This window comes from Caballeronia novacaledonica (assembly GCF_900258035.1).
GTDB classification, from domain to species: Bacteria; Pseudomonadota; Gammaproteobacteria; order Burkholderiales; family Burkholderiaceae; genus Caballeronia; species Caballeronia novacaledonica.
Map to the genome: position 1 here is coordinate 1 of NZ_OGTP01000028.1, position 25,992 is coordinate 25,992.

General features: G+C 62.5%; 25 protein-coding genes. 5 read left to right on the forward strand and 20 right to left on the reverse strand.

Annotation, left to right across the window (positions count from 1 at the left end; all coding sequences use genetic code 11):
- From NOV72_RS32575 to NOV72_RS27420, 4 genes are all read right to left on the reverse strand, one after another.
- The coding region (locus tag NOV72_RS32575) for an FAD-binding protein (RefSeq protein ID WP_146150052.1) at positions 1-110 on the reverse strand (110 nt) is incomplete at its 3' end.
- A complete protein-coding gene (locus tag NOV72_RS27410) occupies positions 107-652 on the reverse strand; it encodes a DUF2889 domain-containing protein (RefSeq protein ID WP_106857672.1) in 546 nt (181 codons plus the stop codon). The genes NOV72_RS32575 and NOV72_RS27410, both read right to left, overlap by 4 nt.
- Entirely contained in the window at positions 652-1,482 is an 831-nt protein-coding gene (locus tag NOV72_RS27415; RefSeq protein WP_106857673.1) for an HpcH/HpaI aldolase/citrate lyase family protein, read from the reverse strand. The genes NOV72_RS27410 and NOV72_RS27415 overlap by 1 nt, the downstream gene beginning before the upstream one ends.
- 34 nt (positions 1,483-1,516) lie before the next feature.
- The gene (locus tag NOV72_RS27420; RefSeq protein WP_106857674.1) at positions 1,517-2,428 is read right to left on the reverse strand and encodes an HTD2 family dehydratase; all 912 of its coding nucleotides are present in this window, start codon (positions 2,426-2,428) and stop codon (positions 1,517-1,519) included.
- Positions 2,429-2,513: 85 nt separating this feature from the next.
- Here NOV72_RS27420 and NOV72_RS27425 point away from each other — a divergent pair, with 85 nt between their 5' ends.
- The 3 genes from NOV72_RS27425 (at position 2,514) to NOV72_RS27440 (ending at position 5,443) form a co-directional block, all read left to right on the forward strand.
- The gene (locus NOV72_RS27425; protein WP_181291172.1) at positions 2,514-3,338 is read left to right on the forward strand and encodes an SDR family NAD(P)-dependent oxidoreductase; all 825 of its coding nucleotides are present in this window, start codon (positions 2,514-2,516) and stop codon (positions 3,336-3,338) included.
- Positions 3,339-3,732: 394 nt separating this feature from the next.
- Positions 3,733-4,482: an electron transfer flavoprotein subunit beta/FixA family protein gene (locus tag NOV72_RS27435; protein ID WP_106857677.1), complete on the forward strand. Its 750-nt coding sequence runs from the start codon at positions 3,733-3,735 to the stop codon at positions 4,480-4,482.
- A gap of 16 nt (positions 4,483-4,498) precedes the next feature.
- Positions 4,499-5,443 (forward strand): electron transfer flavoprotein subunit alpha/FixB family protein, encoded by a 945-nt coding sequence (locus NOV72_RS27440; RefSeq protein ID WP_106857678.1) that lies wholly within the window; start codon positions 4,499-4,501, stop codon positions 5,441-5,443.
- A 40-nt stretch (positions 5,444-5,483) separates the two neighbouring features.
- Here NOV72_RS27440 and NOV72_RS27445 read toward each other — a convergent pair whose 3' ends face one another.
- The 16 genes from NOV72_RS27445 to NOV72_RS27520 form a co-directional block, all read right to left on the reverse strand.
- Positions 5,484-6,035, reverse strand: a complete 552-nt coding sequence (locus NOV72_RS27445; RefSeq protein WP_106857679.1) for a nuclear transport factor 2 family protein — start codon at positions 6,033-6,035, stop codon at positions 5,484-5,486.
- Between the two features lie 151 nt (positions 6,036-6,186).
- Positions 6,187-6,915 (reverse strand): GntR family transcriptional regulator, encoded by a 729-nt coding sequence (locus tag NOV72_RS27450; RefSeq protein WP_245933174.1) that lies wholly within the window; start codon positions 6,913-6,915, stop codon positions 6,187-6,189.
- A gap of 110 nt (positions 6,916-7,025) precedes the next feature.
- Positions 7,026-7,826 (reverse strand): GntR family transcriptional regulator, encoded by an 801-nt coding sequence (locus NOV72_RS27455; RefSeq protein ID WP_106857681.1) that lies wholly within the window; start codon positions 7,824-7,826, stop codon positions 7,026-7,028.
- 82 nt (positions 7,827-7,908) lie between these two features.
- Complete coding sequence (locus NOV72_RS27460; RefSeq protein ID WP_106857682.1) at positions 7,909-9,090, reverse strand: CaiB/BaiF CoA transferase family protein; 1,182 nt, start codon at positions 9,088-9,090, stop codon at positions 7,909-7,911.
- A 41-nt stretch (positions 9,091-9,131) separates the two neighbouring features.
- Entirely contained in the window at positions 9,132-9,881 is a 750-nt protein-coding gene (locus NOV72_RS27465) for an SDR family NAD(P)-dependent oxidoreductase (RefSeq protein ID WP_106857683.1), read from the reverse strand.
- Positions 9,882-9,959: 78 nt separating this feature from the next.
- Positions 9,960-11,117 (reverse strand): CaiB/BaiF CoA transferase family protein, encoded by a 1,158-nt coding sequence (locus tag NOV72_RS27470; protein ID WP_106857684.1) that lies wholly within the window; start codon positions 11,115-11,117, stop codon positions 9,960-9,962.
- A gap of 12 nt (positions 11,118-11,129) precedes the next feature.
- Positions 11,130-12,323 carry a CaiB/BaiF CoA transferase family protein gene (locus tag NOV72_RS27475; protein ID WP_106857685.1) on the reverse strand — a complete coding sequence of 398 codons (1,194 nt, stop codon included), beginning with the start codon at positions 12,321-12,323 and terminating at the stop codon, positions 11,130-11,132.
- 70 nt (positions 12,324-12,393) lie between these two features.
- Positions 12,394-14,046 (reverse strand): acyl-CoA dehydrogenase family protein, encoded by a 1,653-nt coding sequence (locus NOV72_RS27480; RefSeq protein ID WP_106857686.1) that lies wholly within the window; start codon positions 14,044-14,046, stop codon positions 12,394-12,396.
- 18 nt (positions 14,047-14,064) lie between these two features.
- On the reverse strand, positions 14,065-15,282 hold the full coding sequence (locus tag NOV72_RS27485) for a CoA transferase (RefSeq protein WP_106857687.1): 1,218 nt from the start codon (positions 15,280-15,282) through the stop codon (positions 14,065-14,067).
- 58 nt (positions 15,283-15,340) lie between these two features.
- Entirely contained in the window at positions 15,341-16,129 is a 789-nt protein-coding gene (locus NOV72_RS27490) for an enoyl-CoA hydratase/isomerase family protein (protein ID WP_106857688.1), read from the reverse strand.
- Between the two features lie 25 nt (positions 16,130-16,154).
- On the reverse strand, positions 16,155-17,366 hold the full coding sequence (locus NOV72_RS27495) for an acetyl-CoA C-acetyltransferase (RefSeq protein ID WP_106857689.1): 1,212 nt from the start codon (positions 17,364-17,366) through the stop codon (positions 16,155-16,157).
- Positions 17,367-17,378: 12 nt separating this feature from the next.
- Entirely contained in the window at positions 17,379-18,542 is a 1,164-nt protein-coding gene (locus tag NOV72_RS27500) for an acyl-CoA dehydrogenase family protein (RefSeq protein ID WP_106857690.1), read from the reverse strand.
- A gap of 33 nt (positions 18,543-18,575) precedes the next feature.
- The gene (locus tag NOV72_RS27505; RefSeq protein ID WP_106857691.1) at positions 18,576-20,549 is read right to left on the reverse strand and encodes an AMP-binding protein; all 1,974 of its coding nucleotides are present in this window, start codon (positions 20,547-20,549) and stop codon (positions 18,576-18,578) included.
- A gap of 4 nt (positions 20,550-20,553) precedes the next feature.
- Entirely contained in the window at positions 20,554-21,075 is a 522-nt protein-coding gene (locus NOV72_RS27510; protein WP_106857692.1) for a MaoC family dehydratase, read from the reverse strand.
- 30 nt (positions 21,076-21,105) lie between these two features.
- Positions 21,106-21,993, reverse strand: coding sequence for an HpcH/HpaI aldolase/citrate lyase family protein (locus NOV72_RS27515; RefSeq protein ID WP_245933175.1), 888 nt, complete (start codon positions 21,991-21,993; stop codon positions 21,106-21,108).
- A gap of 77 nt (positions 21,994-22,070) precedes the next feature.
- The gene (locus NOV72_RS27520) at positions 22,071-22,853 is read right to left on the reverse strand and encodes an SDR family oxidoreductase (RefSeq protein ID WP_106857694.1); all 783 of its coding nucleotides are present in this window, start codon (positions 22,851-22,853) and stop codon (positions 22,071-22,073) included.
- 385 nt (positions 22,854-23,238) lie between these two features.
- On the opposite strand from NOV72_RS27520, the gene NOV72_RS27525 reads away from it, so the two are divergent.
- Together NOV72_RS27525 and NOV72_RS27530 are read left to right on the forward strand one after the other, a co-directional pair.
- Positions 23,239-24,546, forward strand: coding sequence for an MFS transporter (locus NOV72_RS27525; RefSeq protein WP_245933176.1), 1,308 nt, complete (start codon positions 23,239-23,241; stop codon positions 24,544-24,546).
- A gap of 203 nt (positions 24,547-24,749) precedes the next feature.
- Positions 24,750-25,931: a porin gene (locus NOV72_RS27530; RefSeq protein WP_106857695.1), complete on the forward strand. Its 1,182-nt coding sequence runs from the start codon at positions 24,750-24,752 to the stop codon at positions 25,929-25,931.
- Positions 25,932-25,992: the final 61 nt, after the last annotated feature.

The window sequence follows — 25,992 nt, forward strand, 5'->3', positions numbered from 1 at the left end:
TGCTTCAACCGGATGGCCGCCGACAAACCGGCCGGCCCGCCGCCGACGATGACGACGTCGTATTCCATCGATTCGCGTGTGTGGTGCGCTAAGGATCCGCTATTGCTCATCGAGTTGTCGCCCCGTCAAACCACGCTGGATAATGCGCCTTCACTAACGCCCCATCTTCGGCCCAGGCGTGGCAACCGCCGATCTGCAAAGGGCGTGTTTCGGCGTCGCGGTTCAGGTAAGGTGCCAGAGTCTGCACCGATCCCGCAGCCATTGCGCCCACCAATTCGGTCATGTGGCTGCATCCATTCACACCGCGAAAGCGCTCCCCGACGGCCCGTTTGAAACCGGCCCCCACGCGCAGTCCGACAAGTTGCTCATACCGATTCTTGATCGTGTCGCACACACCCGTATAAGGAAGCGCGTCCATTGCGACGTCGACGGCGAGAATCGTCAGCGATGAGTCGAGGGTCCAGCGCAATCTCATGCAATGCACGGCCTCTCCCGCTCTTCGCACGCTTGAAACAAGACCGAGATCATGGTCTTTCTCGTCGAGCAGGCTGGCTTCGATATCCCAGAGGCCGTCTTCCCGTCGATAACCTTCGACCTTGATCTGACGTGTATGCAGCCGTTCGCGCGCCACAGCGGATTCTTCGAGCGGCATTATCGATCTCCCCGAATGGTCGCAAGTATCTGTTCAGCCTTCAGCACGACCGGGCGATCCACCATCTTGCCATCCATGGAAACGACTGCATCGCGGGATTCAGCAACCACGGCGAGCACGCGCCTCGCCCAGTCGAGTTCCGCCGGAGAGGGTTCGAATACTTCGTTGACGATCGATACTTGCTTCGGGTGAATGCAGAGCTTGCCGGCGAATCCCCGGCGCTTGCTGTTGAGCGCGTCACGAACCAGGCGCTCCGAGTCATCGATCGCCGGCGTCACTCCGTCAATCGGCGCGCCGATGCCCGCGACTTTCGATGCCAGCACGAGCGACGCGCGGAAAGCATCGAGTTCTTCGGCGTCACCGTCGATATTCATATCGACCTGAAAATCGAGCGTGCCAAACAGCAGTCGCTTCACACCGGAGGTCGATGCGATTTCACGAATATTCGACATGCCCGCGGCCGTCTCGATCAGCGGATAGACGTCGATGTGCCTGCCGCCGCCACGCGTGACCTGTGCGATGTCATCGGCGGATTCGGTCTTCGGCAACACCATGCCCGCGATACCGGGCAGTTCTCGCAACGCGAGGTCGTCGGCAAACCACGGCGTTCCGATTCCGTTGACACGCAGCATCACCGGATGCCCGGCTGACGCCCAGGACGACACGACTGTACGGGCATGTTCCTTCGCACCCGGGGCGACGGCATCTTCAAGATCGACGATGACTGCGCGTGCGCCACTGCTCAGCGCCTTCCCGAATCGCTCGGGTCGATCACCCGGCACGAACAGAAGCGACGGGACACGCCCCTGATTCAATATTGGCATCAGCATTCCCCTTGATAAGCGCGAGACGTCGAAGTCTTCTTCACTCGACCTCGGCTTCCGCGCGCATGGTCAGCCAGCCTTCATCGTCCTTCGCCCAGAGTTCGACGCTCTTTCCGTCGACGCCGGGTTCGCCGCAAACCATGAACGCATGGCCAAGCAATGTCGGTCGAACCGCCCGGAACGAAAAGCTCTTTATCGCCAAGTTCGGCGTATTTCGCCTCACCAGGTCGAGTAGCAAAGTCGCGACTAGAGGGCCGTGAACCACCAGATTCGGATAGCCCTCTTCGGCTATCGCATAGTCCCTGTCGTAGTGAATGCGATGACTGTTGAAGGTCAATGCCGAGTAGCGGAACAACATCGTCTCCGTGGGAACGATTTCTCGCTGCCAGGCGCCGCCCGAAGGCGCAGCCGTCGGCGAAGGTTCCGGCGTCCCGGGCGCATACGCCTCCCGATACACGATGTCCTGCTCTTCCTCGATCGCGACGCCGCATTCATCAGTCACTCGATGCGTGACCGTCACGAATCCCAGACGGCCAGTTCGGCCTGACTTTTCCGTGATCTTTGTGATCTTCGAATCGCGGGACGCCGCCTTGCCGATCTCGAGCGAGCGGTGAAATTTGAGGCGCCCTCCCGCCCACATACGGCGCGGCAGTCCGAGGTCCGGAAGAAATGCGCCCTTCTTCGGATGCCCGTCAGTTCCCAGTCCATTCGTCGCCGTGATCGGCCAAAAGAAGGTCCAGTGCCACAGCTCCGGGAGCGGGTCTCCTGCCGCCGGTCGCGCGCCATCGTCCAGAGTCGCGGCGAGCGCCTCGGCTCGCGTCAGCGAAATATGGTCGGTCGATTCACTTGTTGCGCTCCACGCGCGGTCCAGATTGATTGCGCTCACCGCCTCTCCCACATGTCCAGTTGACTCTTCAAGGTTGCTCTTGAATTCGTGTTGCTTTTCATGCATTATGCATTATATTGGATGGACGTCAAGAATTCGGTTGAGAAGGCGTCGCCGCTTCACAATCCGACACCAATTTGAGGACGGAAGCATGAGCCAGCAGACGAACCATCAGGATCGAAAAAACGGGATCGAAGCGACCGAATCTCGGCCGTGGAATTTCGATAATTCCGTCGTGCCCGTCACGGGCGCGGCGTCCGGCATCGGCCTGTTTATCTGCCGGCGCTTGCGCTCGGCCGGTGCCCGGCCACTTCTGCTGGATATCGACGCGCAGAAACTCGCGGATGCCGTGAACGACATCTATCCGGAGCATGGCGATTCATCCCCAAGGCGTTACGGTTATGTGGTCGACACCGGAAACTCGGCCGATGTGGATGCCTGCTTCGACGCAATCCGGCGCGAGCACGGCGCGGTCACGCACGCCGTCGCAAACGCCGGCACGAGTCATGCCGCTCACGTGCTCGAAACGACGGACGATCAGTGGCATCGCGTCATGGACGTCAATCTGAACGGCGTTTTCTACTTCTGCCGAGCCGCAGCGCGCCACATGGTGCCCGCACGGCGCGGTGCAATCGTGACGACGGCGTCGATCGCCGGATTGCGCGCCAGGGAAGAGCGCGCCGCCTATGCGGCATCGAAGGGCGCTGTCGTCAATCTCACTCGCGCGCTGGCGCTTGATCTAGGACCGATGGGCGTACGAGTCAACGCGGTCGCGCCCGGCATCATCCAGACTCCGATGCAGAGCAACGCCTCGACGGCAGCCCTCGAACATTGCAAGGAAAGGACGGCACTCCGCCGCCTCGGGACGGCAGAAGAAGTCAGCAATGTAGTGCTCTTCCTGCTTTCTGATCTGGCGAGTTACGTCACTGGCGAAACGATTGTTATCGACGGGGGAATGACTGCCCGCTACAACTGACCTTGCCTGAGGCAACCCTTTCGCGCAGCACGGAGGAGAAACATGACTTGCGCCGCGATGTCACTTCGTCAGGTAGTCGAGCACTGGTTGGGGAGCTACCTTCCCCAGCAGATTCGTGTCGTTGAGTTCCGAAACCGGCGGGCGACGCATGAATGCTATGTGCGTGTGAGCACGATGAGATCGGCCGGTCCAGTCTCCTTGGCATTCTTTCGTCACGAGGACGGCGCCTGGCGAGTTTTCCCGCCGGGTAGAGAACGGCCCGCGATGAGCGTCTATGTGCTAAGCGCGTAGGAAACTTTGATTAAAACCGCGGGCAGCCGTCGATATATAAATAAGCATGACTAATTGAAGCACGATTACAGCAATGGTAATTGCAGTCCAAAAGGAGAAGCACTTGAAAGTCATCGTCCCAGTGAAGCGCGTAGTCGACTACAACGTCAAGGTGCGCGTGAAATCCGACGGCACCGGTGTCGATCTGTCGAACGTCAAGATGTCGATGAACCCGTTCGACGAAATCGCCGTCGAGGAAGCCGTGCGCCTGAAAGATGCGGGTATCGCCACCGAAGTGATCGCCGTGTCCTGCGGCGTGGCTCAATGCCAGGAGACGCTGCGCACCGCGCTTGCGATCGGTGCGGACCGGGCGTTTCTCATCGAGTCCAACGAAGACTTGCAGCCGCTTGCAGTCGCCAAGCTGCTCAAAGCCCTCGTCGAGAAGGAAGCGCCGCAGCTCGTCATTCTCGGAAAGCAGGCCATCGACGACGATTCGAATCAAACCGGGCAAATGCTCGCCGCACTCGCCGGCCTGCCGCAGGCTACGTTTGCTGCGAAGCTGAGCATCGCCGACGGTAAGGCCACGGTGACTCGCGAAATCGATGGTGGCGCGGAGACACTCACGCTCACCTTGCCCGCAGTCGTGACCACCGATCTGCGTCTCAATGAGCCGCGCTATGTGACGCTGCCCAACATCATGAAGGCAAAGAAGAAGCCCGTCGAAACTATCACGCCGCAAGATCTGGGTGTCGATGTTGTTCCGCGCCTGAAGACACTGAAAGTGTCGGAGCCAAGGAAGCGCGGCGCCGGCTCGCTGATGCCGGACGTCGCGACGCTGGTGGAAAAATTGAAGACTGAAGCGAAGGTTCTGTGAGCGAGGAGCGATAGAAATGACGATTCTGGTGATTGCCGAACACGACAACCTGTCGCTCAAGAGTGCGACGCTGAATACGCTTGCGGCCGCACATGAAGTCGCCGCCATGGTCGGTGCGGACATTCATGTTCTGGTGGCGGGACACAATGCACAGAGCGTAGTCGATGCGGCTTCAAAAATCGCGGTCGTGTCGCAAGTCCTGGCCGCGGATGCGCCCCACCTTTCCGAAGGGCTCGCCGAGAACGTGGAAGCGACCGTGCTGAACATGGCAAGAGACTATTCCCACATACTCATCCCGGCCACGGCGTACGGCAAAAATCTTGCTCCGCGAATCGCCGCAAGACTGGATGTGGCGCAGATTTCAGATATCACCGCCGTATGCACGAATGACACCTTCGAGCGGCCGATCTACGCCGGCAACGCGATCGCGACGGTTCAGTCGAACGACCCGATCAAGGTCATCACGGTCCGCTCGACGGGCTTCGACGCAGTCTCCCCGGTGGGCGGAAACGCGTCGATCGAAACGATCAGCGCGGCCGCCGATCGCGGCATTTCCGCGTTCGTGAGCCGTGAGGTCACGAAGCTCGACAGACCCGAGCTGACGAGTGCAAAAGTCATCGTCTCCGGCGGGCGGGGTCTTGGGAGCGGCGAGAACTATCAAAAAGTGCTCGAGCCCCTGGCCGACAAACTCGGTGCAGCGCTCGGCGCCTCCCGCGCGGCCGTGGACGCGGGCTATGTGCCGAATGACTATCAGGTTGGACAGACGGGCAAGATCGTGGCGCCCCAGCTTTACATGGCAGTCGGCATTTCGGGCGCGATTCAGCACCTCGCCGGGATGAAGGACAGCAAGCTTATCGTCGCGATCAACAAGGATCCTGAAGCGCCGATCTTTGGCGTGGCGGACTACGGATTGGTCGGTGATCTCTTTACGCTGGTGCCTGAACTGGTCACGGCACTTTGATAGCATGGCGGGCGATCTGACTTGCGGCAGTCCGCCCTTCCTATCGAAACAATTCAGCCCGGGCAACATGAATGGGATCCGAGCGATCCCGCATTCCCCATGAATCGCCGTCGTCTCTCATGCCGCCCCTCGCCACCGAGGTGAAACGTGAATCGATGACGACGATGCGGTTCGCGACCCGCCATTCTCCATTGCGTCGTTCGAAGCGGTCGACGTATCGCCCCCACGACTGCCGGCATAAGGCGTCGCCAGCCGCCAGATCTGCCGCTTCGCGTTCACTCGGTGCGCGCAGGCGACGACTCGCGTAGTAGGTTTCGACCAGCGCGAGGTCCGGGCCGGCAAATTCAACCAGAAAATTGCCAAGGAAATGCGTCGAATTGTCGACGCCGGCGAATCTCTCCTGCAGCCACGCAATCAGTCCGTCGACGTTTCCTTTGAAATCGACATGATCGTCGTAGGCGTCCGCATGATACGCAGAACGAAGCAATTCCCAGTCGCCTCTGTCGACGCCGCGAGCGTACCGGCACATCACGTCGTATATCGCGGCTTTGTCGACGAGTTGCTGGAGAGTCTGCTGAATGCCGTGTTCCATCTTGTCGTCGCCTCGCGTGTACGGGTCGCGCGGACAATGCTGTAGTCACGTCCGCTTCGAGTTGGAAGGTGAGCACTATCGACAGCAATCGAAGTGCACTTACCTCTATTATACACAATGCATTATTCTTCGGCCGAGGCGATATGACAACTCAGGAAAGCGCCTCGTCGCTCGCGCTGTCGTCGGCATTCGTGCTTTCGCTCCACATACCTCGGCGTTCCAGCATGGCGATCAAATGCTCACCGCCGCTGAGAATGTGGCGATGCATCAGCGAGCGCACCGCATTCTGGTCGCGCACGCGAATCGCGTTGATGATGATCGGGTGATAATCGACCGCGCCCTTCAACTGCCCCTCGATATTGGTGTAAAAGCGGTTCGGCAGTTGCTTCGCCAGACTGCCCAGCAGCAATGCGAGACGTGGAGACTTCGCGGCGAGATTGATCGAACGATGAAACTCGTGCCCCAGGCGCGTCACAAGCGCTTCGTCGCCAGAGGCGAATGCCTTCTGGTGCTCCGCTTCCAGCTTTTCCAGATGCGCGATATCGGCATCGGACATACGCGCCGCTGCGCGCGCCGCCAATTCGGCGCCGATCGTTGCCTGCGCCCAGAACATATCGAACAGATCGTCCTTGCCGAAGCTGTTGACGACGAAGCCGCGACGCGGAAGCAATCGCACGAACGACTCGCTTTGCAGCAGCAAGAGTCCCTCGCGTACCGGCGTGGTGCTGGTACCGAGCGACTTCGAGATGGCATCGATCCGAAGGAAGTCGCCCTGCTTCAATTTCCCCGAGATGATCTGTTCGCGCAGATGGGCTGCGACCGATTCAGAAAGTTGAAGCTTGTCTACGCTGGCGGCGGCGAGCGGCGGATCCGATTTCAAGGTTGCCTCTTTCGTATGGCGAAATTGTACATCGCGCATTATACGCGCGACGATCAGAGGCTGGATTTGAAATGCGTCGACGGTTCATCGCGGCCAGGCCGCATGGATCTTCATCCAGAGACTAGTGCGACGGGCACGTTGATCGCGGCCGATGCACTGTCCCACGCGCCCTGCCGTTCGAGCATCGTGATCAGGTGCTCGCCGCCGCTGATGATGTGCCGGAACATCAGCGAGCGCACCGCATCCTGATCCCGAACGCCGATGGCGTTGATGATGATCGGATGATATTCGATCGCGCCTTGCAACTGACCCTCGATGCTCGTGTAGAAGCGGTTCGGCAGTTGCTTCGCGAGGCTGCCGAGTTGCAGGGCCAGCCGGGGCGATTGCGCGGCGAGATTGATCGAACGATGAAATTCGTGTCCGAGTCGCGTCACAATATCTTTGTCGCCCGAAGCGAAAGCCCTCTGATGCTCGGCTTCCAGTTTCTCCAGGCGCGCGACATCCGCGTCGGACATTCGCACCGCCGCCCGCGCCGCCAATTCGGCCCCAATGGTCGCCTGCGCCCAGAACATGTCGAGCAAGTCGTCCTTGCTGAAGCTGTTGACCACGAAGCCCCGGCGCGGAAGCAGCCGCACGAACGACTCGCTTTGCAGCAGCAGAAGCCCCTCGCGCACAGGCGTGGTGCTCGTGCCGAGCGCCTTCGCAATGGCATCGATTCGAAGAAAGTCGCCCTGCTTCAGCTTCCCCGAAATGATCTGTTCGCGCAGGTGAGCGGCGACCGATTCCGAAAGCTGCATCTTTCCGAAGCCCTCTTCCCGGTGCGCATTGACCTGAGAAGCGGCCGCAGCAGACTCCGGCAAGCACCAGACGTTGCCGCCAGCCGCGGCTGCGCGTTCGATCGATTCGTTCATGCGTTGCGCTCCAGTGAAGGCGGGACTCTGCGTACTTCACATAATACACAACGCATAATATATTATCAAGCTTGAGCCGATCTCAAACCACGCCCTGCGCGCGCAATCGCGCGATATCGTCTGCCGAGTAGCCGATATCACCGAGCACCTCGTCGGTATGCTCCCCCGGCTGCGGTGGCCGTCGCCGGATGGTCGGTGGCGTGCGCGATAGCGCAACGGGTGACTTGATCAACGGCACGGGCTCACTCACGCCGGGGTAGTCCATCGGATGGAACGCTTCCGCTGCGCGAATGGCGTCGTCCTCGAGCGCCTCGCGGGGCGAATTCACGGGACTGGCCGGAATGCGCGCCTCCTCCAGCAGGGCAAGCGCTTCGGTGCGGGTCAACTGAGCACTCCATTCGTTCATCAGGCGGCTGAGGTATTCGCCGTGCTCGCCGCGTTGGGGATCACTCTGGAAGCGTTCGTCGTCCATCAACTCGGGCTTGCCGACCAGGCGCGTCCAGCGCTTGAACATGGCCGGCCCGATGACCTGCGCGATGAACCAGCCGTCCCTGGCGCGGAAAATGTCCGAAGGCGCGTAATGCGGCGCCCGATTGCGGGTCGCCTGACGGTCTACATGCAGCACCGCTTCCTCGATCAGACAACTGCTGGCGAAATTGAGGCTTGTCTGCAGCAGTGAGGCGCCTACTTCCTGTCCGTTTCCGCTCGACTTGCGCTCATACAGAGCCATCATCGTGCCGAGCGCGCACGAGAGCCCGGTGGCGAAGTCTACCGCCGGCACCATGAACTTCATCGGGTGATCGGGCAAGCCCGAAATATGGACGGCACCGCTGATGCACTGGCCGACACCATCGAAGCCGACCCGGTCACGCACCGCGGGCGCCGACCCGAATGCCGACGATGCGGTGAGAATGATGTCCTGCCTGATCGCGCGAAGGCTCTCATAGTCGAGGCCCAGCTTCGCCAGCGTGCGCGGCGGCATGTTGGCAATGACCACATCCGAACGGCGAATCAATTCGTGCAGCACTTCCTTGCCCTGCGGCGTATCGATCTCCAGGCTGATCGACCGCTTGTTGCGGTTGACCTGCAGGAACTGCGCGCCATCGCCCTGCTCGGAGACGGGCAGGATGTAGCGGTCCTCGCTGCCTCCTACCCGGTCGACGCGGATCACGTCGGCGCCGTAGTCAGCCAGTAACGCGGCGCAGAACGGCCCCGCAATGTAGCGGCCCAGATCGAGGACCTTGATGCCTTCAAGTACGCTCATGACTTTCCCGTCCAGTACATTGATCGGATGTCCGATTTAGATCAGCCGAATCGGCCACCCGTCACGTGCAGCACTTCGCCGCTGATGAAACTGGCGCGCTCGCTGGCCAGAAACGCGACTGCATCGGCAACGTCGTCCGGACTGCCGGGGCGCTTGACCGGCTGCATCGCCAGCGCGCGCTCCTTGATCGTCTCGTAGGTCGGGAGCGCCTGAATCATCTCCGTTTCCATGAAACCGGGCGCCACGCAGTTCACCGTGATCCCGTACTTGCCTTCCTCCATCGACAGCGCCTTCGCCATGCCGATCAACCCCGACTTGGCCGCCGAATAGTTGACCTGCGTCGGGTTGCCGAAGTGGGCCCGCGAACTGATGTTGATCACCCTGCCCCAACCCTGCTCGATCATGCCCGGCATGACAGCCCGCGTAGCGAGAAAAGCGCCCTTGAGCATCACGTCGATCACAAAATCCCACTCTTCCTCGCTCATCTTCACGAGGTACTTGTCGCGTGGCGCGCCCGCGTTGTTCACCAGGATATGGATGCTTCCGAACGTGGCGAGAGTCTCGTCGACGAGCCGCTGAACGTCCGCGGCCTTCGTGATGTCGCCTGTCACGCAATGGGCGATCAAACCTTCGTCGCGCAATGCCGCCGTGGTCTCGCGCGCGCGATCCGCCGTGATGTCATTGATCACCACGCTCGCCCCTTCCTGAGCCAGGCGTCTCGCGGTGGCTGCGCCAAGACCGCGCGCGGAGCCTGTGATGATCGCCACCTTCCCTTTCAAACCGAGATCCATATCCGTCCTTTCGTGTCGGCGCGGGCCAGCCCGCGCGTTGATCCGCAATACGATTTGCGCCACAGCGAAGCGGTTTGCTCAGATCGCGCCGACCCGAGCCAGCGTTTCGATATCCTCATCACTGAAGCCCGCTTCGAGCAGCAACTCCCGGTTGTGTTCACCCGGTTTCGGCGGCGGACGTCGGATGGCGGCTTCGCTTCGGCTGAATCGCGGCGCCGGCGCCGGCTGCAGGACACCGGCGCACTCCACGAAATTGCCGCGCGCCACCTGATGCGGATGCTGGCTCGCTTCCGCAAGCGACAGCACAGGAGAGACGCAGGTTTCCGTTCCCTCGAAGGCCGCGCACCACTCGTCGCGGCTGCGGGACTTGAACGCGCGGGCAAAGGCTTCCTTCATTCGCGGCCAGCCGGCGCGATCGTGCTGGTCCGCGAAATCCTCTTCGCGCAGCCCGAGCACCTTGAGGGTGTTGCGGTAGAAGGTGGCTTCAGTCGCGCCGACCGCGACATGACGCGCGTCGCTAGTCTCGTAGACCGCATACCAGGGCGCACCGGAATCCAGCCGGTTCGAGCCGCGCTCGTCTCTCCAGTAGCCTGCGCTGAATAGTCCGTAGATCATGGACATCAATGACGTCGCGCCGTCGATCATGGCTGCATCGATCACCTGACCGCGCCCGGACGACTTGCGCTCGTGCAGCGCACACAGGATTCCGAACGCCAGGTACAGGGCTCCGCCGCCGAAGTCGCCCACGAGATTCAACGGAATCGCGGGCAAACCGCCCTCCTGTCCCATCGCGTGCAGCGCGCCGCTGAGCGCGATGTAGTTCACGTCATGACCCGGCGCGGACGCGAGCGGGCCCGATTGTCCCCAGCCCGTCATGCGTCCGTAGATCAATTGCGGGTTGATGTCCAGGCAGACGTCGGGGCCGAGGCCCAGGCGTTCCATCGCGCCGGGCCGGAAACCCTCGATCAGCACATCGGCGCCGCGCAGCAGGCGCTTGACCACAGCGACCGCCTCGGGCTTCTTCAGGTCCAGCGCAAGCGATCGGCGGCCGCGAAACATCACGTCGAAGCGGCGTTCCACCGGCAGCCCGCTCTCCGACGCATGCTTGCGATCGATGCGGATCACGTCCGCGCCCATGTCCGCCAGCAGCATGCCGCAGAAGGGTCCCGGCCCGACGCCGCCGACTTCCACCACCTTCAGCCCGGTCAGCGGTCCCTGCGATGCGTTCTGAGTCATCGTGTCACCTCCTCAGACGATATCGCCCGCGGCGGCCACCACATCGCCCGCCGCGAGCAGCGCCTGAAGGTCGCGCCTAGTACACACTTCACTCAGGACTTCGAGCGTATGTTCACCGACGAAAGCGGCGTGATCGCTGCGCGTCGGCCTTGCGCCGTCGAAGCGCATGGGTGCGCGCAACATGGGCACGCCGTTGACTTCGGGCCCGAAGAGCTCCAGCCAGCGCGTTTGTTCATGCGCGACCACTTCGTGCATGGTGAGGACGGGCGCGAACGGTACGTCGGCTTCGGCCAGAAGCGTTTCCCACTCGGCGCGCGGGCGCTTGGCGAACGCCTCTCCCATGATCCGGACGAGTTCGACATAGTGCTCGGGCACCCGACGGTCGTCGTAGGTGATAAAGCGCGGATCGCTGATCAGATCCTCGCGGCCGATCACGCGCGCAAGCGCACGCCAGAACTTCTGCGAACTGGAAAGGTGCATCGTGATACTGCCGCCGTCGGCTGTGTCGAGGCAGAAGTTCTGCGCCTGCGGGTGCCGCGAGTCGCGCACGGGATCCTGTCCGGTCTCGAAGGCCAGCGTCATCGCATCGACGGTCAGCGTGGAAACCGCTTCCAGCAACGACGTCTCCACCAATACGCCTTTGCGGTCCGCGCTGCGCTCGCGGCCGACGAGAGCGGCGAGCACGCCCATCGTTGCGTTGATGCCGGTGATGAGATCGGCCATGCACGTCCCGGTGAGACGTCGGTGATCGGCATCGTTCATGATCGAGTAAATGCCGCCGATGCTTTGCCCGATGGTGTCGTACGCGGGCCGGTCCACCCAGGCGCCGCCGCTGCCGAAACCGGAAACCGAGGCATACACGAGACCCGGATTGATCGCGCGGCAAACGTCCTCGCCGAGCCCCAGCGCCGCCATTTTTCCAGGGCGCATGTTTTCGATCAATACGTCGAACTTCGGCAAGAGCGCCTTGACGAGTTCGACACCGGTCTTCGACTTCAGGTTGATCGCGACGCTCTTCTTGCCGCTGTTGTACTGAACGAAGTAGGGACTGCGATTTTCGTCGTCGCGGCGGAACGGCTCGCCCTCGGGCGGCTCGATCTTCACGACTTCGGCACCGAGGGACGCGAGGAACACGCCCGCATAAGGCGCCGCGATATACGCGCCGATCTCCAGAACCCGAATACCGGCGAGAGGCTGAGCTGTCATGACTGTCTCCGTGCGCCGGTGGAACCGGCAACTTGTTGTCGTCGAAAGTAAGGCGATCGGCTTTCCGGCGCTAACGCGCGCCTGCGAGCAAACCCCGGCCGATTACCTGCGCCTGGATCTCCGCCGCGCCTTCGAATATGTTCAGAATACGAGCATCACACAGCACGCGGCTGATCTCGAACTCGAGTGCGTAGCCGTTGCCGCCGTGAATCTGCAAGGCGTTGTCGGCATTGCTCCAGGCCACGCGCGCGGCGAGCAGCTTGGCCATGCCGGCCTCGACATCGCAGCGCATGCCCTTGTCCTTTTCCTCCGCCGCGAAGTGCGTGAGTTCGCGCACGAGCACCGTTTCGGCGACCATCATCGCGAGCTTGTCGGACACGCGCGGAAACTCCACGATGGGCGAACCGAACTGTTTGCGGTCATTCGCATAGCGCCAGCCGAGCTCGAAAGCGCGCCAGGCCACGCCGACCGCGCGCGCCGCCGTCTGGATCCGGGCGCCTTCGAAAGTTTGCATGAGCTGACGGAAACCCTGACCGGGCACGCCGCCCAGCAGCCCATCGGAGCCGATTTCGAATCCGTCGAACGCAATGTCGTACTCCTTCATCCCACGGTAGCCGAGCACCGGAATCTCGCCGCCGCTCATGCCCCGGACGGGAAACGGCTGGTCCTTCGTGCCACGCGGCTTCGGCGCGAGGAACATGCTCAGCCCGTTGTGGTCGGTCGAACCGGGTTCCGTGCGCGCCAGCAGCGTCATCAAGTCGCTGCGTGATGCGTGCGTGATCCAGGTCTTGTTGCCGTCGATGCGCCAGCCGCCGCCGGGGATAGATGTCGCACGCGTCCGCAGCGATCCGAGATCCGAGCCGGTGTCGGGCTCGGTGAACACCGCTGTCGGCAGCACTTTCCCGGAGGCGATCTTCGGCAGCCATTCCTCCTTCTGCGCCTCCGTGCCGCCGCAGTTGATGAGTTCGGCAGCGATCTCCGAGCGCGTCCCGAGGGAACCGGCGGCGATCCACGCCCGGCTCAGTTCCTCGGTCACGATGCACATGGCGCGCTTGCCCAAGCCCATTCCGCCGAAATCGGGCGAGATGCTGACGCCGAATACGCCCAGCTCGCCGAGTTGCGCGACGACTTCGTCGGGTATCAGAGCATCGGCGAGATGCCACGCGTGCGCGTGCGGCATGATCTCGTTGCCGGCGAAGCGGCGGAACTGGTCTCGGATCACATCCAGGTCTTCGTCGAATGCCGTTTCGGTGACGGAGCGCTCGGCGCGGAGCTCGTCGACCAGCGCGCGTCGCGTGTCGGAATCGGCAGCCCGGGCGATGAGCCAGTGCGCCGAGGTGTGGCCGGCAAGCGCCTGTGCCGCCCGTTCCAGCCCGAGTTCCGCCGGACGGAAGATCTCGTTCTGCGACATCGGGATGCCGCTCGTGATTTGCGCCAGATATTCGCCGACACCCAGCATCAGCACGAGTTCGTCGACGGCGCGCAGCTGATTCTGCGCGGCCAGCCGGGCGCCCCACTTCGCGGCGCTGCCAATCGCTCCGACGGTGGTGGCGACCCAGGCCAGCCCGTGCACGGCTCGCTGATGTTGCGTCAGCAGCCTGGCTTCGACACGGCCGGAAGGCGCACAACGCTGCTCGACAGCGCGCCGCGCCTCGGTGACGAACTCCCTGGCTGCTTCGGCGGCGCTGTGCAAATGCTGGATCAGCTTGGTGGATTCACTCACTTGTCTGCTTCCTCGAATTCAGTCGGTTGCAATGAGTCCCGCGTCGTGCATCTCGCCGATACACGCGGACGACAGCGACAGCACCTCGCTCAGAACCTGTTCCGTGTGCTCGCCAAGACGCGGGGCGCGGACCACGTCTTGCCGCTGTGCGCCATGAAAAGTGGCCGCCGCGCCCGGAGCGGGATAGCGCAGGCCACTAGGATGGTCGAGCATGGAAAAGAGCGGCGCGGCGGGCGACAGGCGCGGATCGTTCGCCAGCGCCGCGCGCAGCGTCTGGTACGTGCTCCACAACACGCCGTTCGCTTCGAAACGGTCGCGCACTTGCGCCAGCGAAAGCGCGCCGATCGCCTGTTCGAACAACGGGTACAGGACTCCCCGATGAACAAAGCGCTGCCCCTCGTCCGCGGTGAACGAAACGCCGAGCGAACGTTCCAGCGCGCTGGTCGCCTCTCGCAGATCGAGTGCCTTGACGAGGCCCGTCCACTGTCGACCCGTGATCGCCACGGCCATGACGCGCTCGCCGTCCGACGTCGTGAAGTCGCGGCCGAACGCGCCGAACAGCGCGTTACCGTGGCGCGGCCGGTCGCCTGCGGTCAGCACCTCGGCGATCTGTCCCAGATGGCCCAGCGAGGCCAGCGCCACATCGGAGAGCGGCACCGTCACCTCCTGACCTTCTCCGGTGCGCGTCCGGTGGCGCTCGGCGGCGAGCATCGCGAACGCGGCATACGCGCCGGACAGCAGATCCCAGGCCGGCAGCACGTGGTTCACCGGCTCCCCGCCGTTTGCCGGAGAACCGGTCATCGCCGGCAGGCCGACGGCGGCGTTGACGGTGTAATCCACGCCCGGCCCGCCGTCGCGCCAGCCCAGCACGCGCACCGTGACGAGATCCGCACGCGCCTTGCTGAGTTCGGCATGTCCCAGAAACCCCTTTTGCGGATAGTTCGTGACGAACAAACCCGCATCCGGCCCGGGCGCCGTAATCAGGTCCCTCGCGAGTTGCCGGCCCTCGGGCCGCGACAGATCGATTGCGACCGAACGCTTGCCCTTGTTCAGTCCTTCCCAATAGAGGCTGTGTCCTTCCGGCGTGACAGGCCAGCGCCCGAAGTCCATGCCGCCGCCGATCGGGTCGATGCGGATGACCTCCGCGCCGAGCTGATTCAGATGCAGACCGCACGAAGGGGCCGCGATAAACGAAGCACACTCGACGACGCGCAGCCCGTTCAGGATCGGATACATCTTCGCTTGTCCTCAGGTTGACCGATTCGGCAATGCACGAACAGCGTTCCGGTTGCCGTCACACGAACCTGGGCGCGCGCCGCTCACGATGCGATTTCACCCCTTCCTTCACTTCGGGGCCGCCGAAGCCGAGGAATTCCAGCGCCAGCGAAGCATCGAAGATCGGCATCTGCTGGCGATACCAGCTATTGAGCGAGTATTTGGTGAGACCGATCGCTTCCTGCGCGCCGTTGGCGAGGTCGTGCGCCGTTTCGCGCGCCACCTCGAGCAGCTTGTCGTCGTCGACGCACAGCGACACGAGACCGATGCGCTCGGCTTCCTCGCCCGACATAGGCTTGCAGGTCATGAGGTAGTACTTGGCTTTGGCCATGCCGCACAGCAGCGGCCACACCATCGACGCGTGATCGCCCGCCGCGACGCCCAGCCGCGTGTGGCCGTCGACGATTTTGGCGGTGCGCGCGGCGATCGAGATGTCCGCCATCATCGCGACGATCAGACCAGCGCCCACCGCCGGACCGTGGATCGCGGAGATCACCGGCGTCTTGCAGTTGATCATGTTCGACACCAGGTCGCGCGTCTCGTAGTACACACGCATGCGCGCCGCGTAGCCCTCGATCTGCTCCTCGACGAGGTCGAAGCTGCCGCCGGCGGAGAAGGCACGGCCCTCGCCGCGCACCAGCACGACGCGCGTGTCCGGGTCGCTATCCACCACGCTCCACACCTTGGGCAATTCGGCGTGGACCCGTGCGTCTACTGCGTTGAGATTGGGGCCATCGAAAATCATCTCGAGCACGCCGTCTTCGTGGCGTTCGAAACGCATCGGAAAGTCGTTGTAGCGGTCCAGCATGTCGGGTCTCCTGTGAAGATCGTTATCAGGCGAGGCGTTCGAACACCGCAGCGAGGCCCTGCCCGCCGCCGATGCACATCGTCTCCAGTGCGTAGCGGCCGCCGCGCCGATCCAGCTCGCGCAACATGGTGGCCAGAATCCGCACGCCGGTCGCGCCGACCGGATGGCCCAGCGAGATGCCGGAGCCGTTGACGTTCAGACGTTCGTAGTCCCCAGCCTCGAATTTGAGACCTGCCGTGCAGGCAAGCACCTGCGCAGCAAACGCCTCGTTCAACTCGATCAGGTCCATGTCCTTGAGCGCCAGTCCGCTGCGCTTCAGCGCCAGTTCGGTGGCGGGCACCGGTCCGATGCCCATGCGTTCCGGCTCGACGCCGGCAACCGCCCACGTCACCAGTCGGCCGAGCGGCCGCAAGCCCAGCGCCGCGGCTTTTTCCGGCGTGGTCACGATGCATGCCGCCGCACCGTCGTTCTGACCGCTCGCGTTGCCCGCGGTGACGGTCGATTCGGCATCGACGGAGAGCCGCACGGGCTTGAGCGATCCCAGGCTTTCCATCGTGGTCTCGGCGCGCGGATGTTCGTCGATCGCGAGCGACTGCGTGCCCTTGCGCGAATTCACCTGCACCGGAACGATCTCATCGGCGAAGCGCCCGCTCGTCTGCGCGGCGACCGCGTTCTGGTGAGAACGCTGGGCCAGTTCATCCTGCGACTGGCGAGACACCTTGTATTCGCGGCGCAGATTCTCGGCGGTTTCGAGCATGCCGCCCGCCACCGGATGATGCCTGCCGCCGGACGTGATGCGGCCTCGCGCGATGCGGTCCCAGAACGGTTGCGAATCGCCCTTCACGCCGAAGCGCGCGCCGAGGACGTAATGCTCGGACTGGCTCATGCTTTCGGCGCCGCCCGCGATCACCAGTTCGGCCGCGCCGGTCTGCACGCGCATCGCCGCGTCGATCACGGCCTGCAGACCGGACCCGCACCGCCGGTCGATCTGGAGCCCCGGCACATGCACGCCGAGACCCGCGTCGAGCGCGGCGACACGACCGATGGCCGGCGCCTCGCCGTTCGGATAACACTGACCGAAGATCACGTCGTCGACGTCGCCCGCCTTCAGGTTCGCGCGACGCACCAGTTCACGCAAGACGGTCTCGGCCAGTTGTGTCGCGGTCACATCCTTGAACATGCCGCCGTAGCGGCCTACCGGCGTGCGCAACGGCTCGCAAATCACTGCTTGCTTCATGACGAACTCCAGTCAATATGACTTCGGCAGTGCCAGAATCTTCTGGGACACGTAGTTCAGCACCATTTCCTGCGAGACCGGAGCGATCTTCAGCAGACGCGATTCGCGCCACAGACGTTCGATGTGATATTCCTTCGCATAGCAGAAGCCGCCGTGCGTTTGCATCGCGCGGTCACAGACCTCGAACGCGGCTTCGGTCGCCAGATACTTCGCGGCATTGGCTTCCGGGCCGCACGGCTTGCCTTCATCGAACAGGCGCGCGGCCTCGGTGGCGACCAGTTGCGACGCGTGGAGGCGAATCCACGAGTCCGCCAACGGGTGCGCCACCGCCTGGTTCTTGCCAATGGGGCGATCGAACACCACGCGCGAGTTCGCGTATTCCGTGGCCAGTTCCAGCGCGCGACGTCCGAGCCCGATCTGCTCGTACGCGACGACGATGCGCTCCGGATTGAGCCCCGAGAAGAGATAGGACATTCCCTTGCCCACTTCGCCGACCACGCGGTCGTCACCCACTTCCAGGTTCTCGATGAAGAGCTCGTTGGTATCGACGGCGTTGCGCGCGAGTTTCGGGATCGGCCGGGCATCGATGGCTTTGCGATCGAAGTCGCACAGGAACAGCGTGATGCCGTCCATGGGTCTTGCAGGGTCGCGCGGCGAGGTCCGGGCGACGAGCAGTACCAGGTGCGCGTTCTGCGCGTTGGTGATCCAGACCTTCTGGCCGTTGATGCGCCAGCCTCCATCGACCTTCTCGGCGCGCGTCGTGATGCGCGAGGTGTCGACACCCGCAGTCGGCTCCGTCAGGCCGAAGCACATGATCTTCTTGCCGGACGCGATGTCGGGCAGGAAGCGCTTCTTCATCTCTTCCGAGCCGTGATGGATGATGCAACCCGGCGGAAAGATGTAGAAGTGAATGGACGAGGCACCGTTGGCGCCGCCGAAATAGGCCACTTCCTGCAGCATCACCGAGGCGGCTTCGAGGCCGAGACCGAGCCCGCCATAGGCTTCCGGGATCATCGTGCCCAGCCAGCCGCCCTCGGCAAATGCCTGGATGAAGTCCCAGGGATACTGTTTCTCCTCGTCGTGCTTTCTCCAGTACTCGAGGTCGAAACGGGATGCGAGCGCATGAGCGGACTCGCGGATCATGTTCAGGTCGGTGACATCCATGGTCGTGGACATGGTTGGGTTTCCGGAAAAGTAGGTTCTGGAGGATCAGGCTGCCGAAGTCCGCGCCGGGATGTGTTCGAGCGGGGTGAGCGGATCGTGCGCGGAAAGATCGCCCAGCTTCTCGCCGAGATAACGGGCGCGGATCGCGCGACGCATGATCTTTCCGTTCCTGGTCTTGGGCAGGCCGCTCACCACGTGCACGCACGAAGGCGCCATGGCTTTGCCGAGCATCTTCGTGACCGCGGCCACGAGCGTTTCCGGTTGCGGCGGCGTCGCCGCATCGCGCGCCACGACGAAGGCCACGACTTGCTGGCCTTTCAGCTCGTCGGGCGCGCCGATCACCGCTGCTTCGGCGATGCCCGGCTGCGCCACCAGCGCCGATTCGATTTCCGCAGGACCCACCCGGCGGCCGCCGATCTTCAGCGTGTCGTCCGAACGGCCGTGAATGTGCCAGTAACCGTGCGCGTCGATGCTGGCCAGGTCGCCGTGCACCCAGGTGTCCGGCCAGCGGCTCCAGTAGGTATCGAGATAGCGTTCGTCGTCGCGCCAGAAGCCGTGCGTCATGCCCACCCAGGTGTTATGCACCGCGAGTTCGCCGATCTCCGAGGTCGGCCTGGCATCGGCGTCGAGCACGTCCACGTCCATGCCGGGCAGCGGCCCCGCGAAGGATGCCGGCGTCTGCGGCGCGATCGTGTAGCACGACAGGATCCCGCCCCCCGTCTCGGTTCCGCCCGAGTAGTTGAGAATCGGCAGACGCGAAGCTCCGACCGTGCCGAACAGCCAATGCCATGTGGGCTCGTCCCAGGCCTCGCCGGTGGAAGCGAAAGCGCGCAGGCTACTGAGGTCCGCTGCGGGGCGGCCGCCGTCGGAACGCGCGCGCAAGCCACGCGCCGCCGTGGGCGAGATGCCCAGCACTGTCAGGCGACGCCGCTCGACCAACGCCCACAGACGATCCGAAACAGGATGGTCCGGCAAACCTTCGACCATCACGATGCCCGCGCCGCACTGAAGGCCGCCGACGATCATGAGCGGCCCCAGCATCCAGCCCATGTCCGCGATCCAGCCGAGCGTGTCGCCGGCCTGCAGGTCGAAGGCGTAGCCGAAATCGACGGCGGACTTGAGCAGATAACCGATATGCGAATGGACGATGCCCTTGGGCAGTCCGGTGGTGCCCGACGTGTAGATGATGAGCAGCGGGTGATTCGGATCGAGCGCCTCGGGCGCCTCCGGATTTGCGTCATCGGGCAAGGGTGTCGCGACCTCGTGCCACCAGTGATCGCGGCCGGCGTTCATCGCGACGTGTTCGCCACTCGCGCGGATCACGACGAGATGCTGCACCGAGTGGGACAACGCGGCGGCCTCGTCGGCGATCGTCTTCATCGGGACGAGCTTGCCGCGTCGCGTGGTGCTGTCGACAGTGACCAGCACTTTCGCTTCCGCCGCCTGCAGACGCGTGGCCAGCGACTCGCTGCCGTAGCCCGAAAACGCCGGCACACCGATGGCGCCGATCTTCGCGCATGCCATGATGGTGACCGCCGCTTCCGGGACCGGCGGCATGAACAGCGCGACGCGATCTCCCTTACCCACGCCCAGGCGCCGCAAGCCTGCCGCGAAGCGGTCTACTTCGAGCTTCAACTCAGCGAACGTGAGACTGCGATGCTGGCCGGAGTCGCCTTCATAGACCACCGCCGTGCGTTGCGCCTGGACCGGATCGGCCGCGTGACGATCGACGCAACTCTCCACTACGTTGAGCGTGGCACCCTTGAACCACTGCGGAAATGACCGGCCTCGCGTTTCATCACGAACCCTCTCGACTTTGCCGCGCAGCGCAATGCCGAGATCCTCGGCCGCCGCCGGCCAGAACCATTCCGGCCGGTCCACGGACGCGCGGTGCAGTGCCTCGAGTGTCGAGAAACCCCAGCGCTTCATCGCGGCAGCGAGCCTGCTGCGCGCGAAATGCTCGACGCCGGGTCGCCATACGGCGGCCTGATCGTCCCCAAATGTTGCGCGGCCTTTCATGAGATCAGGCCTCCTCGACGGCGGTGTCCCGGGATGCTTCGGCATCGGCCTTGATCCTGGCCTGCAGCGCCTCGTAATCGGCCCGCTTGAGCATCAGGCCGGCACGCTTGCATTCGCACACGATCTCGTTGCGCTGGTTGTATCCCGTGTGGCGAAACCAGACGACGCCCGAATCGGAGCGCTTTTTCGACTCGCGGCGATCCAGCACTTCGGTGACCACGTGAATCGTGTCGCCGTGGAACACGGGCTTGGGAAACTTGATCTCGTCGTAACCCAGATTACCGAGCGTCGTGCCGATCGTCGTGTCGATGACGATCACACCGTTCACGAGCGCCAGCAGGAACATGCTGTTCACGAGCCGCTGTCCGAAGATGGAGTTCTTCGAATATTCCGCATCGATGTGCAGCGGCGCGCAGTTGTAGGTCAACGCGGAGAAAAGCGTGTTGTCCATCTCCGTCACGGTGCGTCGAATGGGGTGCTCGATCTTGAGTCCCGGGACGAGATCTTCAAAGCAAAGGCCGGCCATCGTGTGTCTCCTTATATGTGCGCGTTGAAATCAGGAAGCGTCCCGGGTCAGCGCGCGGTGCAGTTCGAGCACCTGACGCGCCGTCTTGACGTGCGCGTAATCGATATGCTGTCCTTCGTAAAGGACGGCCGCATTGCCCTCCGACTCGGCTTTCTCAAACGTGTCGATCATGCCCTGATAGAAGACGACATCCTGTTCGGACGGCGAAAAGACTTCGTTCGCCACGGCGATATGCGACGGGTGGATCATCACCATCGTGGTGAAGCCGAGCTGACGGTTCTGCAACGCGAAAGAGCGCGCGCCTTCCGGGTCCTTCAGGTCCTGCCACAAGCCAACCCACGAAGACTGCCGACCCGATGCCCGCACCGCCAGCAATGCGCGACTGCGCAGATACAAGGTTTCGTGTCCTGCGGGCGTGAACTGGAAACCGATCGAACGCGAAACGTCCGCGTCCTTGGCTGTCCCGGCGAACAAGGTGGCGACCCGCGGCGACGCGTCCAGGATCTCTTCGCACCGCGAGTAGGCCTGCGCGGTCTCCAGCGAGACGACAATTTCGACGGTTCCGGGTGCGACGCCGTTCTTGCGTTCGAAGTGCGTGATGAGCGCGTCGCACGCGACGATGTCGCGTGGACCGTAATTTTTAGGCAGCAACACGCCATCGAGACCGGGGATGACGATTCGTGCCAGGTCGTCGCCGGTCATCCCGGTCTCCAGCGCATTGAGACGCACATAGACGCCGATCTTGCGCCCGCCCGCGGCAAGCCTGCCGATGGACTGAGCAACGATCTCGCGCGCCTCGTCTTTCATGGCGAGGGGAACCGCGTCCTCGAGATCGAGGATGACGCCGTCGGCCCCGGCGGCCACGGCCTTCTCCGGCCAACCTTCCTTGTGACCGGGAACAAACAGAACGGAACGCATCGGCCGCATTTGAGATCCTCGCATCAATCGTGTTTGACTGATTAAAATAATACACAATGCATTATCGATGGTCAAGCTCACAGCGTGGTGGCGTAACCTCCGTCGACTGGCAAGACAGCGCCGGTGACATAGGAGCCTGCCTTCGAAGCGAGATAAATCGCCGCGCCCGCCATATCCGAATCACCCGTGAGCCGCTTGAGCGGGATCGGCTCGGTCATGCTCTCCAGACCCTTGCGTTCGAGCGTACCGGCCAGCATCTTGCTCGGGAACATGCCCGGTGCGATCACGTTGGCGGTGATATGGCGCGGCGCGAGCTGCGCAGCGAGATGGCGCGTGAGTTGGTGCAAGGCGGCTTTGCTGCTGCTGTAGGCATAGGTTTCGTGCCCGGGAATATGAAAGGCATCGATCGAGCCGACATTGATGATGCGTGCGGGATCGTCCGCACTTCCGCCCGCCTCGAGCAGCGGCAACAACTCCTTCACCAGGAAGAATGTTCCCTTCACGTTCAGGTCGAATACCTTGTCCCAGCCGGACTCCGGATATTCGGCAATCGGCGCGGCCCACAATGCGCCTGCGTTGTTGACCATCACGTTCAGCGACTTGACCCGCTGGCCCAGCTCGGCGGCGAAGCGCTTGCGATCATCGTCCTTGGCGATATCGCAGCCAAGCGCCGTGCAGTCGCCGAACTGCTGCAACTCATCTGCAAGGACCGCGCAGCTTTGAAGGTCGCGCGAGCATATGGTGACCCTTGCACCCGCTCTCACGAAAGCTTCCGTAATTGCGCGGCCAATGCCGCGGCTACCGCCTGTGACCAGCACGTTTTTGCCAGCCACGCCGAAGAGTTCATTGATTACGTCCATCTTTCACTGCGCTCCCTAAGTCTCGGATTGGCGCCATCTGCGTCCGCTACATCGACTCGATGTCGATGTCGGCCGTCAAAGCCCCCTTCTCAGGCGCTTGAGAAGAGGTCTCAGATATTATGCATGATATTTTTCGAGGTAGCTCAGGGTCGGTGGCTTCGGAAAGTACTCGGGGGCGCGTCACAAAGTTCGCCCTGGACGCCATGGCGCGCCCGTTGGGCGGCGCCTGCCGTCTGAAATGACGGGTCCGAGGAGCCGTGTGCAACCGAGTTACGCTGATTCATAGGCGTAAACGCCTACGACTCTGCAACACATAATGCATTATGCTTTGTATAAACAACTTCGACTTTGTTTGCCCGCTTTCTATCGGAGACAAGGAGACACGATGTCAACACAAGCCGTTGCTGTAAATGGCGCCATGAGCATGAGCGGGAAGGCGATCTTCTATACGGTGCTCGGTAACGCGCTCGAGTGGATCGACTTTGCAAGCTATGCCTACTTCGCAACCGTCATCGCGCACCAGTTTTTCCCGACTCAGGATCGGTCGATGGCGCTGATCAGCACCTTTGCCGTCTTCGGCGTGGGACTGATCGCCCGACCGCTTGGCGCGATCTTTTTCGGACGTCTCGGTGACGTACAGGGTCGCAGGACGGCTCTGATGGTAGCCATGCCGCTGATGGGACTGGGCACCTTGCTCATCGGATTGATGCCGACCTATGAACAAGTGGGGATTGCGGCACCCGTTTGCCTGGTCTTGTGCCGGCTCTTGCAGGGCTTCTCCGCGGGCGGCGAAGCCGGCAACGCTATTACTTTCCTGATCGAATGGGCTCCGCCGAACCGACGCGCGCTCTACGCCTGTCTTCAGCAAGCGAGCGGCGTGTTCGGCACGGTGTTCGGCTCTGCTGTGGCGGCCGTGTTGGCCACCACGATGAGTCATGATGCCCTCGAGAGCTATGGCTGGCGCATCCTCTTCATCGTGGGCGGCGGCGTGATCGCACCGCTCGGCTTCTATCTGCGCGCAAAGATCGATGAGACACCCGCCTTCGTCGAGCAATCGCACGCTGACAAGGTCTCAGGACGCGGACATTCGACGAACGCACGTTCAGTATGGCTGTCCTGCGCCCGGGCGATCGGCATGACCATGGTCTGGGTCGCGTCGTACTATGTTTTCCTCTCCTATCTGCCCGCCTTTCTGTCATCCCACGCGCGGATCCCGAGCAGCGTCGCGCTTTGGGTGAACACCGTCGGACTGTTGAGCATGGCGACGTCGATCGTACTGTCAGCGGTCATCTCGGACATCGTCGGTCGCAAGCCGCTCCTCATTATCGTTGCCTTCGCTTTTATCCTGATCCCTTACCCGCTCTTCAAGCTTTTCCTCAGCGGCGCCTCGTTCCCTCTGCTGGTCGTGACGCTAGCCTGCGTGGGCGCGCTCGTCGGCGTGTTTGCAGGCGTGTTCCCGGCAACGATGGCGGAAATGTTTCCCACCCATTTACGCTCCGGCAGCGTTTCATTCGCATTCGGTCTTGCAACCGCGATATTCGGCGGATTCGGATCACTCGTTTCCGAGGCTCTGATTAAATTCACCGGCTCGCATCTGGCACCGAGCGCTTATGTGATTCTCTCGGCGATTATCTCGCTTCCGATCATTCTGTCCTTGCGGGAAACGGCTCATCAACCGCTCAAGCAATCCTGAATAAATCAGAACGGGTTCGACTGCCCACTCGTTTCCGCTGAAGCGTTCGAACGCGCTCGTTGTCACCGTTTGAACCAGCAGTTCGTCGCATCTTCACCGACTTCGCTCGAGAAGCGCCTCCGCTGGAGGCCGCTTCCGATGTTCTCTGCCCATTTCACACGAACCAAGCCGATACACGTCAATAAATCGATGGAGACTCCTCTATGAAAAAGCATGCAATTGCAGGTGTGTTTCTTGGCCTGACCGGCGGACTTGCGTTTGCACAGAGCAGCGTGACGCTCTACGGAATTCTTGACGAGGGATTCAATTTCAACAATAACGCGGACGGGCACCGCCAATATTATCTTGCGAGTGGCGTCCTGCAAGGAAGCCGCTTCGGACTTCGCGGCACCGAAAATCTCGGCGGCGGCCTGTCTGCCATTTTCGTGATCGAGAACGGTTACGACGTGAATACCGGAAAGCTTGGGCAAGGCGGACTGATGTTCGGACGCCAGGCCTACGTCGGGTTGTCCAGCCCATTCGGAACGATGACCCTCGGCCGGCAATATGACTCCGTGGTCGATTACGTCGGGCCGCTCGGCGCAGGCGAACAATGGGGAGGCACCTACGTCGCGCACCCGAGCGATACCGATAACCTCAACAATACGAACCGGACCAACAACGCCATCAAACTCACCAGCGCACGATATGGCGGATTTCAGTTTGGCGGCACCTACACCCTGGGCGGCGTCGCCGGAAATGTGAGCCGCAATCAAATCTGGTCTCTCGGCGCGGGTTACTCGAACGGTCCGCTGCTACTGGGCGCCGGCTATCTCAACGTCCGCAATCCCAATACATCTTTCTATGGCGCCGGCGGCACCGTTGCTGCCACGGTGAACGGCGTGCCGGGTTCCAATTTCGGTGTATCGCCCATCATTTCCGCTTACCCGTCCGCGCATACTGAACAGGTGATTGCGGTCGGAGGCGCATACGGTATCGGCGCCGCGACCATCGGGGCGGTCTATTCGAACGTGAAATACATGTCGCTTGGTGACAGGACGTCGGGTCCCGTCCCCGCGGGCGGTATCAGCGGCACCGCAACCTTCAACAACGCCGAACTGAACTTCAAGTATCAGATCACACCGGCGCTTCTGGCTGGTGCGTCGTATGTCTATACGCGAAATAGCGGCGCAAATGGAATGGAAAGCGCGACGTACAACCAGGGTTCCATCGGCCTCGACTATTTCTTGTCGAAACGGACCGACGTCTACGCGACCGGCACCTTCCAGAAGGCCAGCGGCACAGATTCCACCGGAAAAGCCGCGGTCGCGTCGATCAATGGAGTCACGCCTTCTGTTTCCGATCGACAAGTGGTCATTCGAGTCGCAATGCGGCACAAGTTCTGAAAACGTGAAGACGTGATCATCGAGCGCGGCCCCGTTCGGCGGCGCCCGTATGCAAGGAGGA

Excerpts from the sequence above, each read along its gene's own strand:
- NOV72_RS27455 (WP_106857681.1), bottom strand. The coding sequence starts at position 7,826 with ATGAACGAATCGATCGAACGCGCAGCCGCGGCTGGCGGCAACGTCTGG.
- NOV72_RS27510 (WP_106857692.1), bottom strand. The coding sequence starts at position 21,075 with ATGGCCGGCCTTTGCTTTGAAGATCTCGTCCCGGGACTCAAGATCGAG.
- NOV72_RS27460 (WP_106857682.1), bottom strand. The coding sequence starts at position 9,090 with ATGAGCGTACTTGAAGGCATCAAGGTCCTCGATCTGGGCCGCTACATT.
- NOV72_RS27440 (WP_106857678.1), top strand. The coding sequence starts at position 4,499 with ATGACGATTCTGGTGATTGCCGAACACGACAACCTGTCGCTCAAGAGT.
- NOV72_RS27475 (WP_106857685.1), bottom strand. The coding sequence starts at position 12,323 with ATGACAGCTCAGCCTCTCGCCGGTATTCGGGTTCTGGAGATCGGCGCG.
- NOV72_RS27465 (WP_106857683.1), bottom strand. The coding sequence starts at position 9,881 with ATGGATCTCGGTTTGAAAGGGAAGGTGGCGATCATCACAGGCTCCGCG.
- NOV72_RS27415 (WP_106857673.1), bottom strand. The coding sequence starts at position 1,482 with ATGCTGATGCCAATATTGAATCAGGGGCGTGTCCCGTCGCTTCTGTTC.
- NOV72_RS27410 (WP_106857672.1), bottom strand. The coding sequence starts at position 652 with ATGCCGCTCGAAGAATCCGCTGTGGCGCGCGAACGGCTGCATACACGT.
- NOV72_RS27470 (WP_106857684.1), bottom strand. The coding sequence starts at position 11,117 with ATGACTCAGAACGCATCGCAGGGACCGCTGACCGGGCTGAAGGTGGTG.
- NOV72_RS27420 (WP_106857674.1), bottom strand. The coding sequence starts at position 2,428 with ATGCATGAAAAGCAACACGAATTCAAGAGCAACCTTGAAGAGTCAACT.
- NOV72_RS27490 (WP_106857688.1), bottom strand. The coding sequence starts at position 16,129 with ATGCTGGACCGCTACAACGACTTTCCGATGCGTTTCGAACGCCACGAA.
- NOV72_RS27525 (WP_245933176.1), top strand. The coding sequence starts at position 23,239 with ATGTCAACACAAGCCGTTGCTGTAAATGGCGCCATGAGCATGAGCGGG.
- NOV72_RS27500 (WP_106857690.1), bottom strand. The coding sequence starts at position 18,542 with ATGTCCACGACCATGGATGTCACCGACCTGAACATGATCCGCGAGTCC.
- NOV72_RS27495 (WP_106857689.1), bottom strand. The coding sequence starts at position 17,366 with ATGAAGCAAGCAGTGATTTGCGAGCCGTTGCGCACGCCGGTAGGCCGC.
- NOV72_RS27505 (WP_106857691.1), bottom strand. The coding sequence starts at position 20,549 with ATGAAAGGCCGCGCAACATTTGGGGACGATCAGGCCGCCGTATGGCGA.
- NOV72_RS27515 (WP_245933175.1), bottom strand. The coding sequence starts at position 21,993 with ATGCGTTCCGTTCTGTTTGTTCCCGGTCACAAGGAAGGTTGGCCGGAG.
- NOV72_RS27445 (WP_106857679.1), bottom strand. The coding sequence starts at position 6,035 with ATGGAACACGGCATTCAGCAGACTCTCCAGCAACTCGTCGACAAAGCC.
- NOV72_RS27425 (WP_181291172.1), top strand. The coding sequence starts at position 2,514 with ATGAGCCAGCAGACGAACCATCAGGATCGAAAAAACGGGATCGAAGCG.
- NOV72_RS27485 (WP_106857687.1), bottom strand. The coding sequence starts at position 15,282 with ATGTATCCGATCCTGAACGGGCTGCGCGTCGTCGAGTGTGCTTCGTTT.
- NOV72_RS27530 (WP_106857695.1), top strand. The coding sequence starts at position 24,750 with ATGAAAAAGCATGCAATTGCAGGTGTGTTTCTTGGCCTGACCGGCGGA.
- NOV72_RS27520 (WP_106857694.1), bottom strand. The coding sequence starts at position 22,853 with ATGGACGTAATCAATGAACTCTTCGGCGTGGCTGGCAAAAACGTGCTG.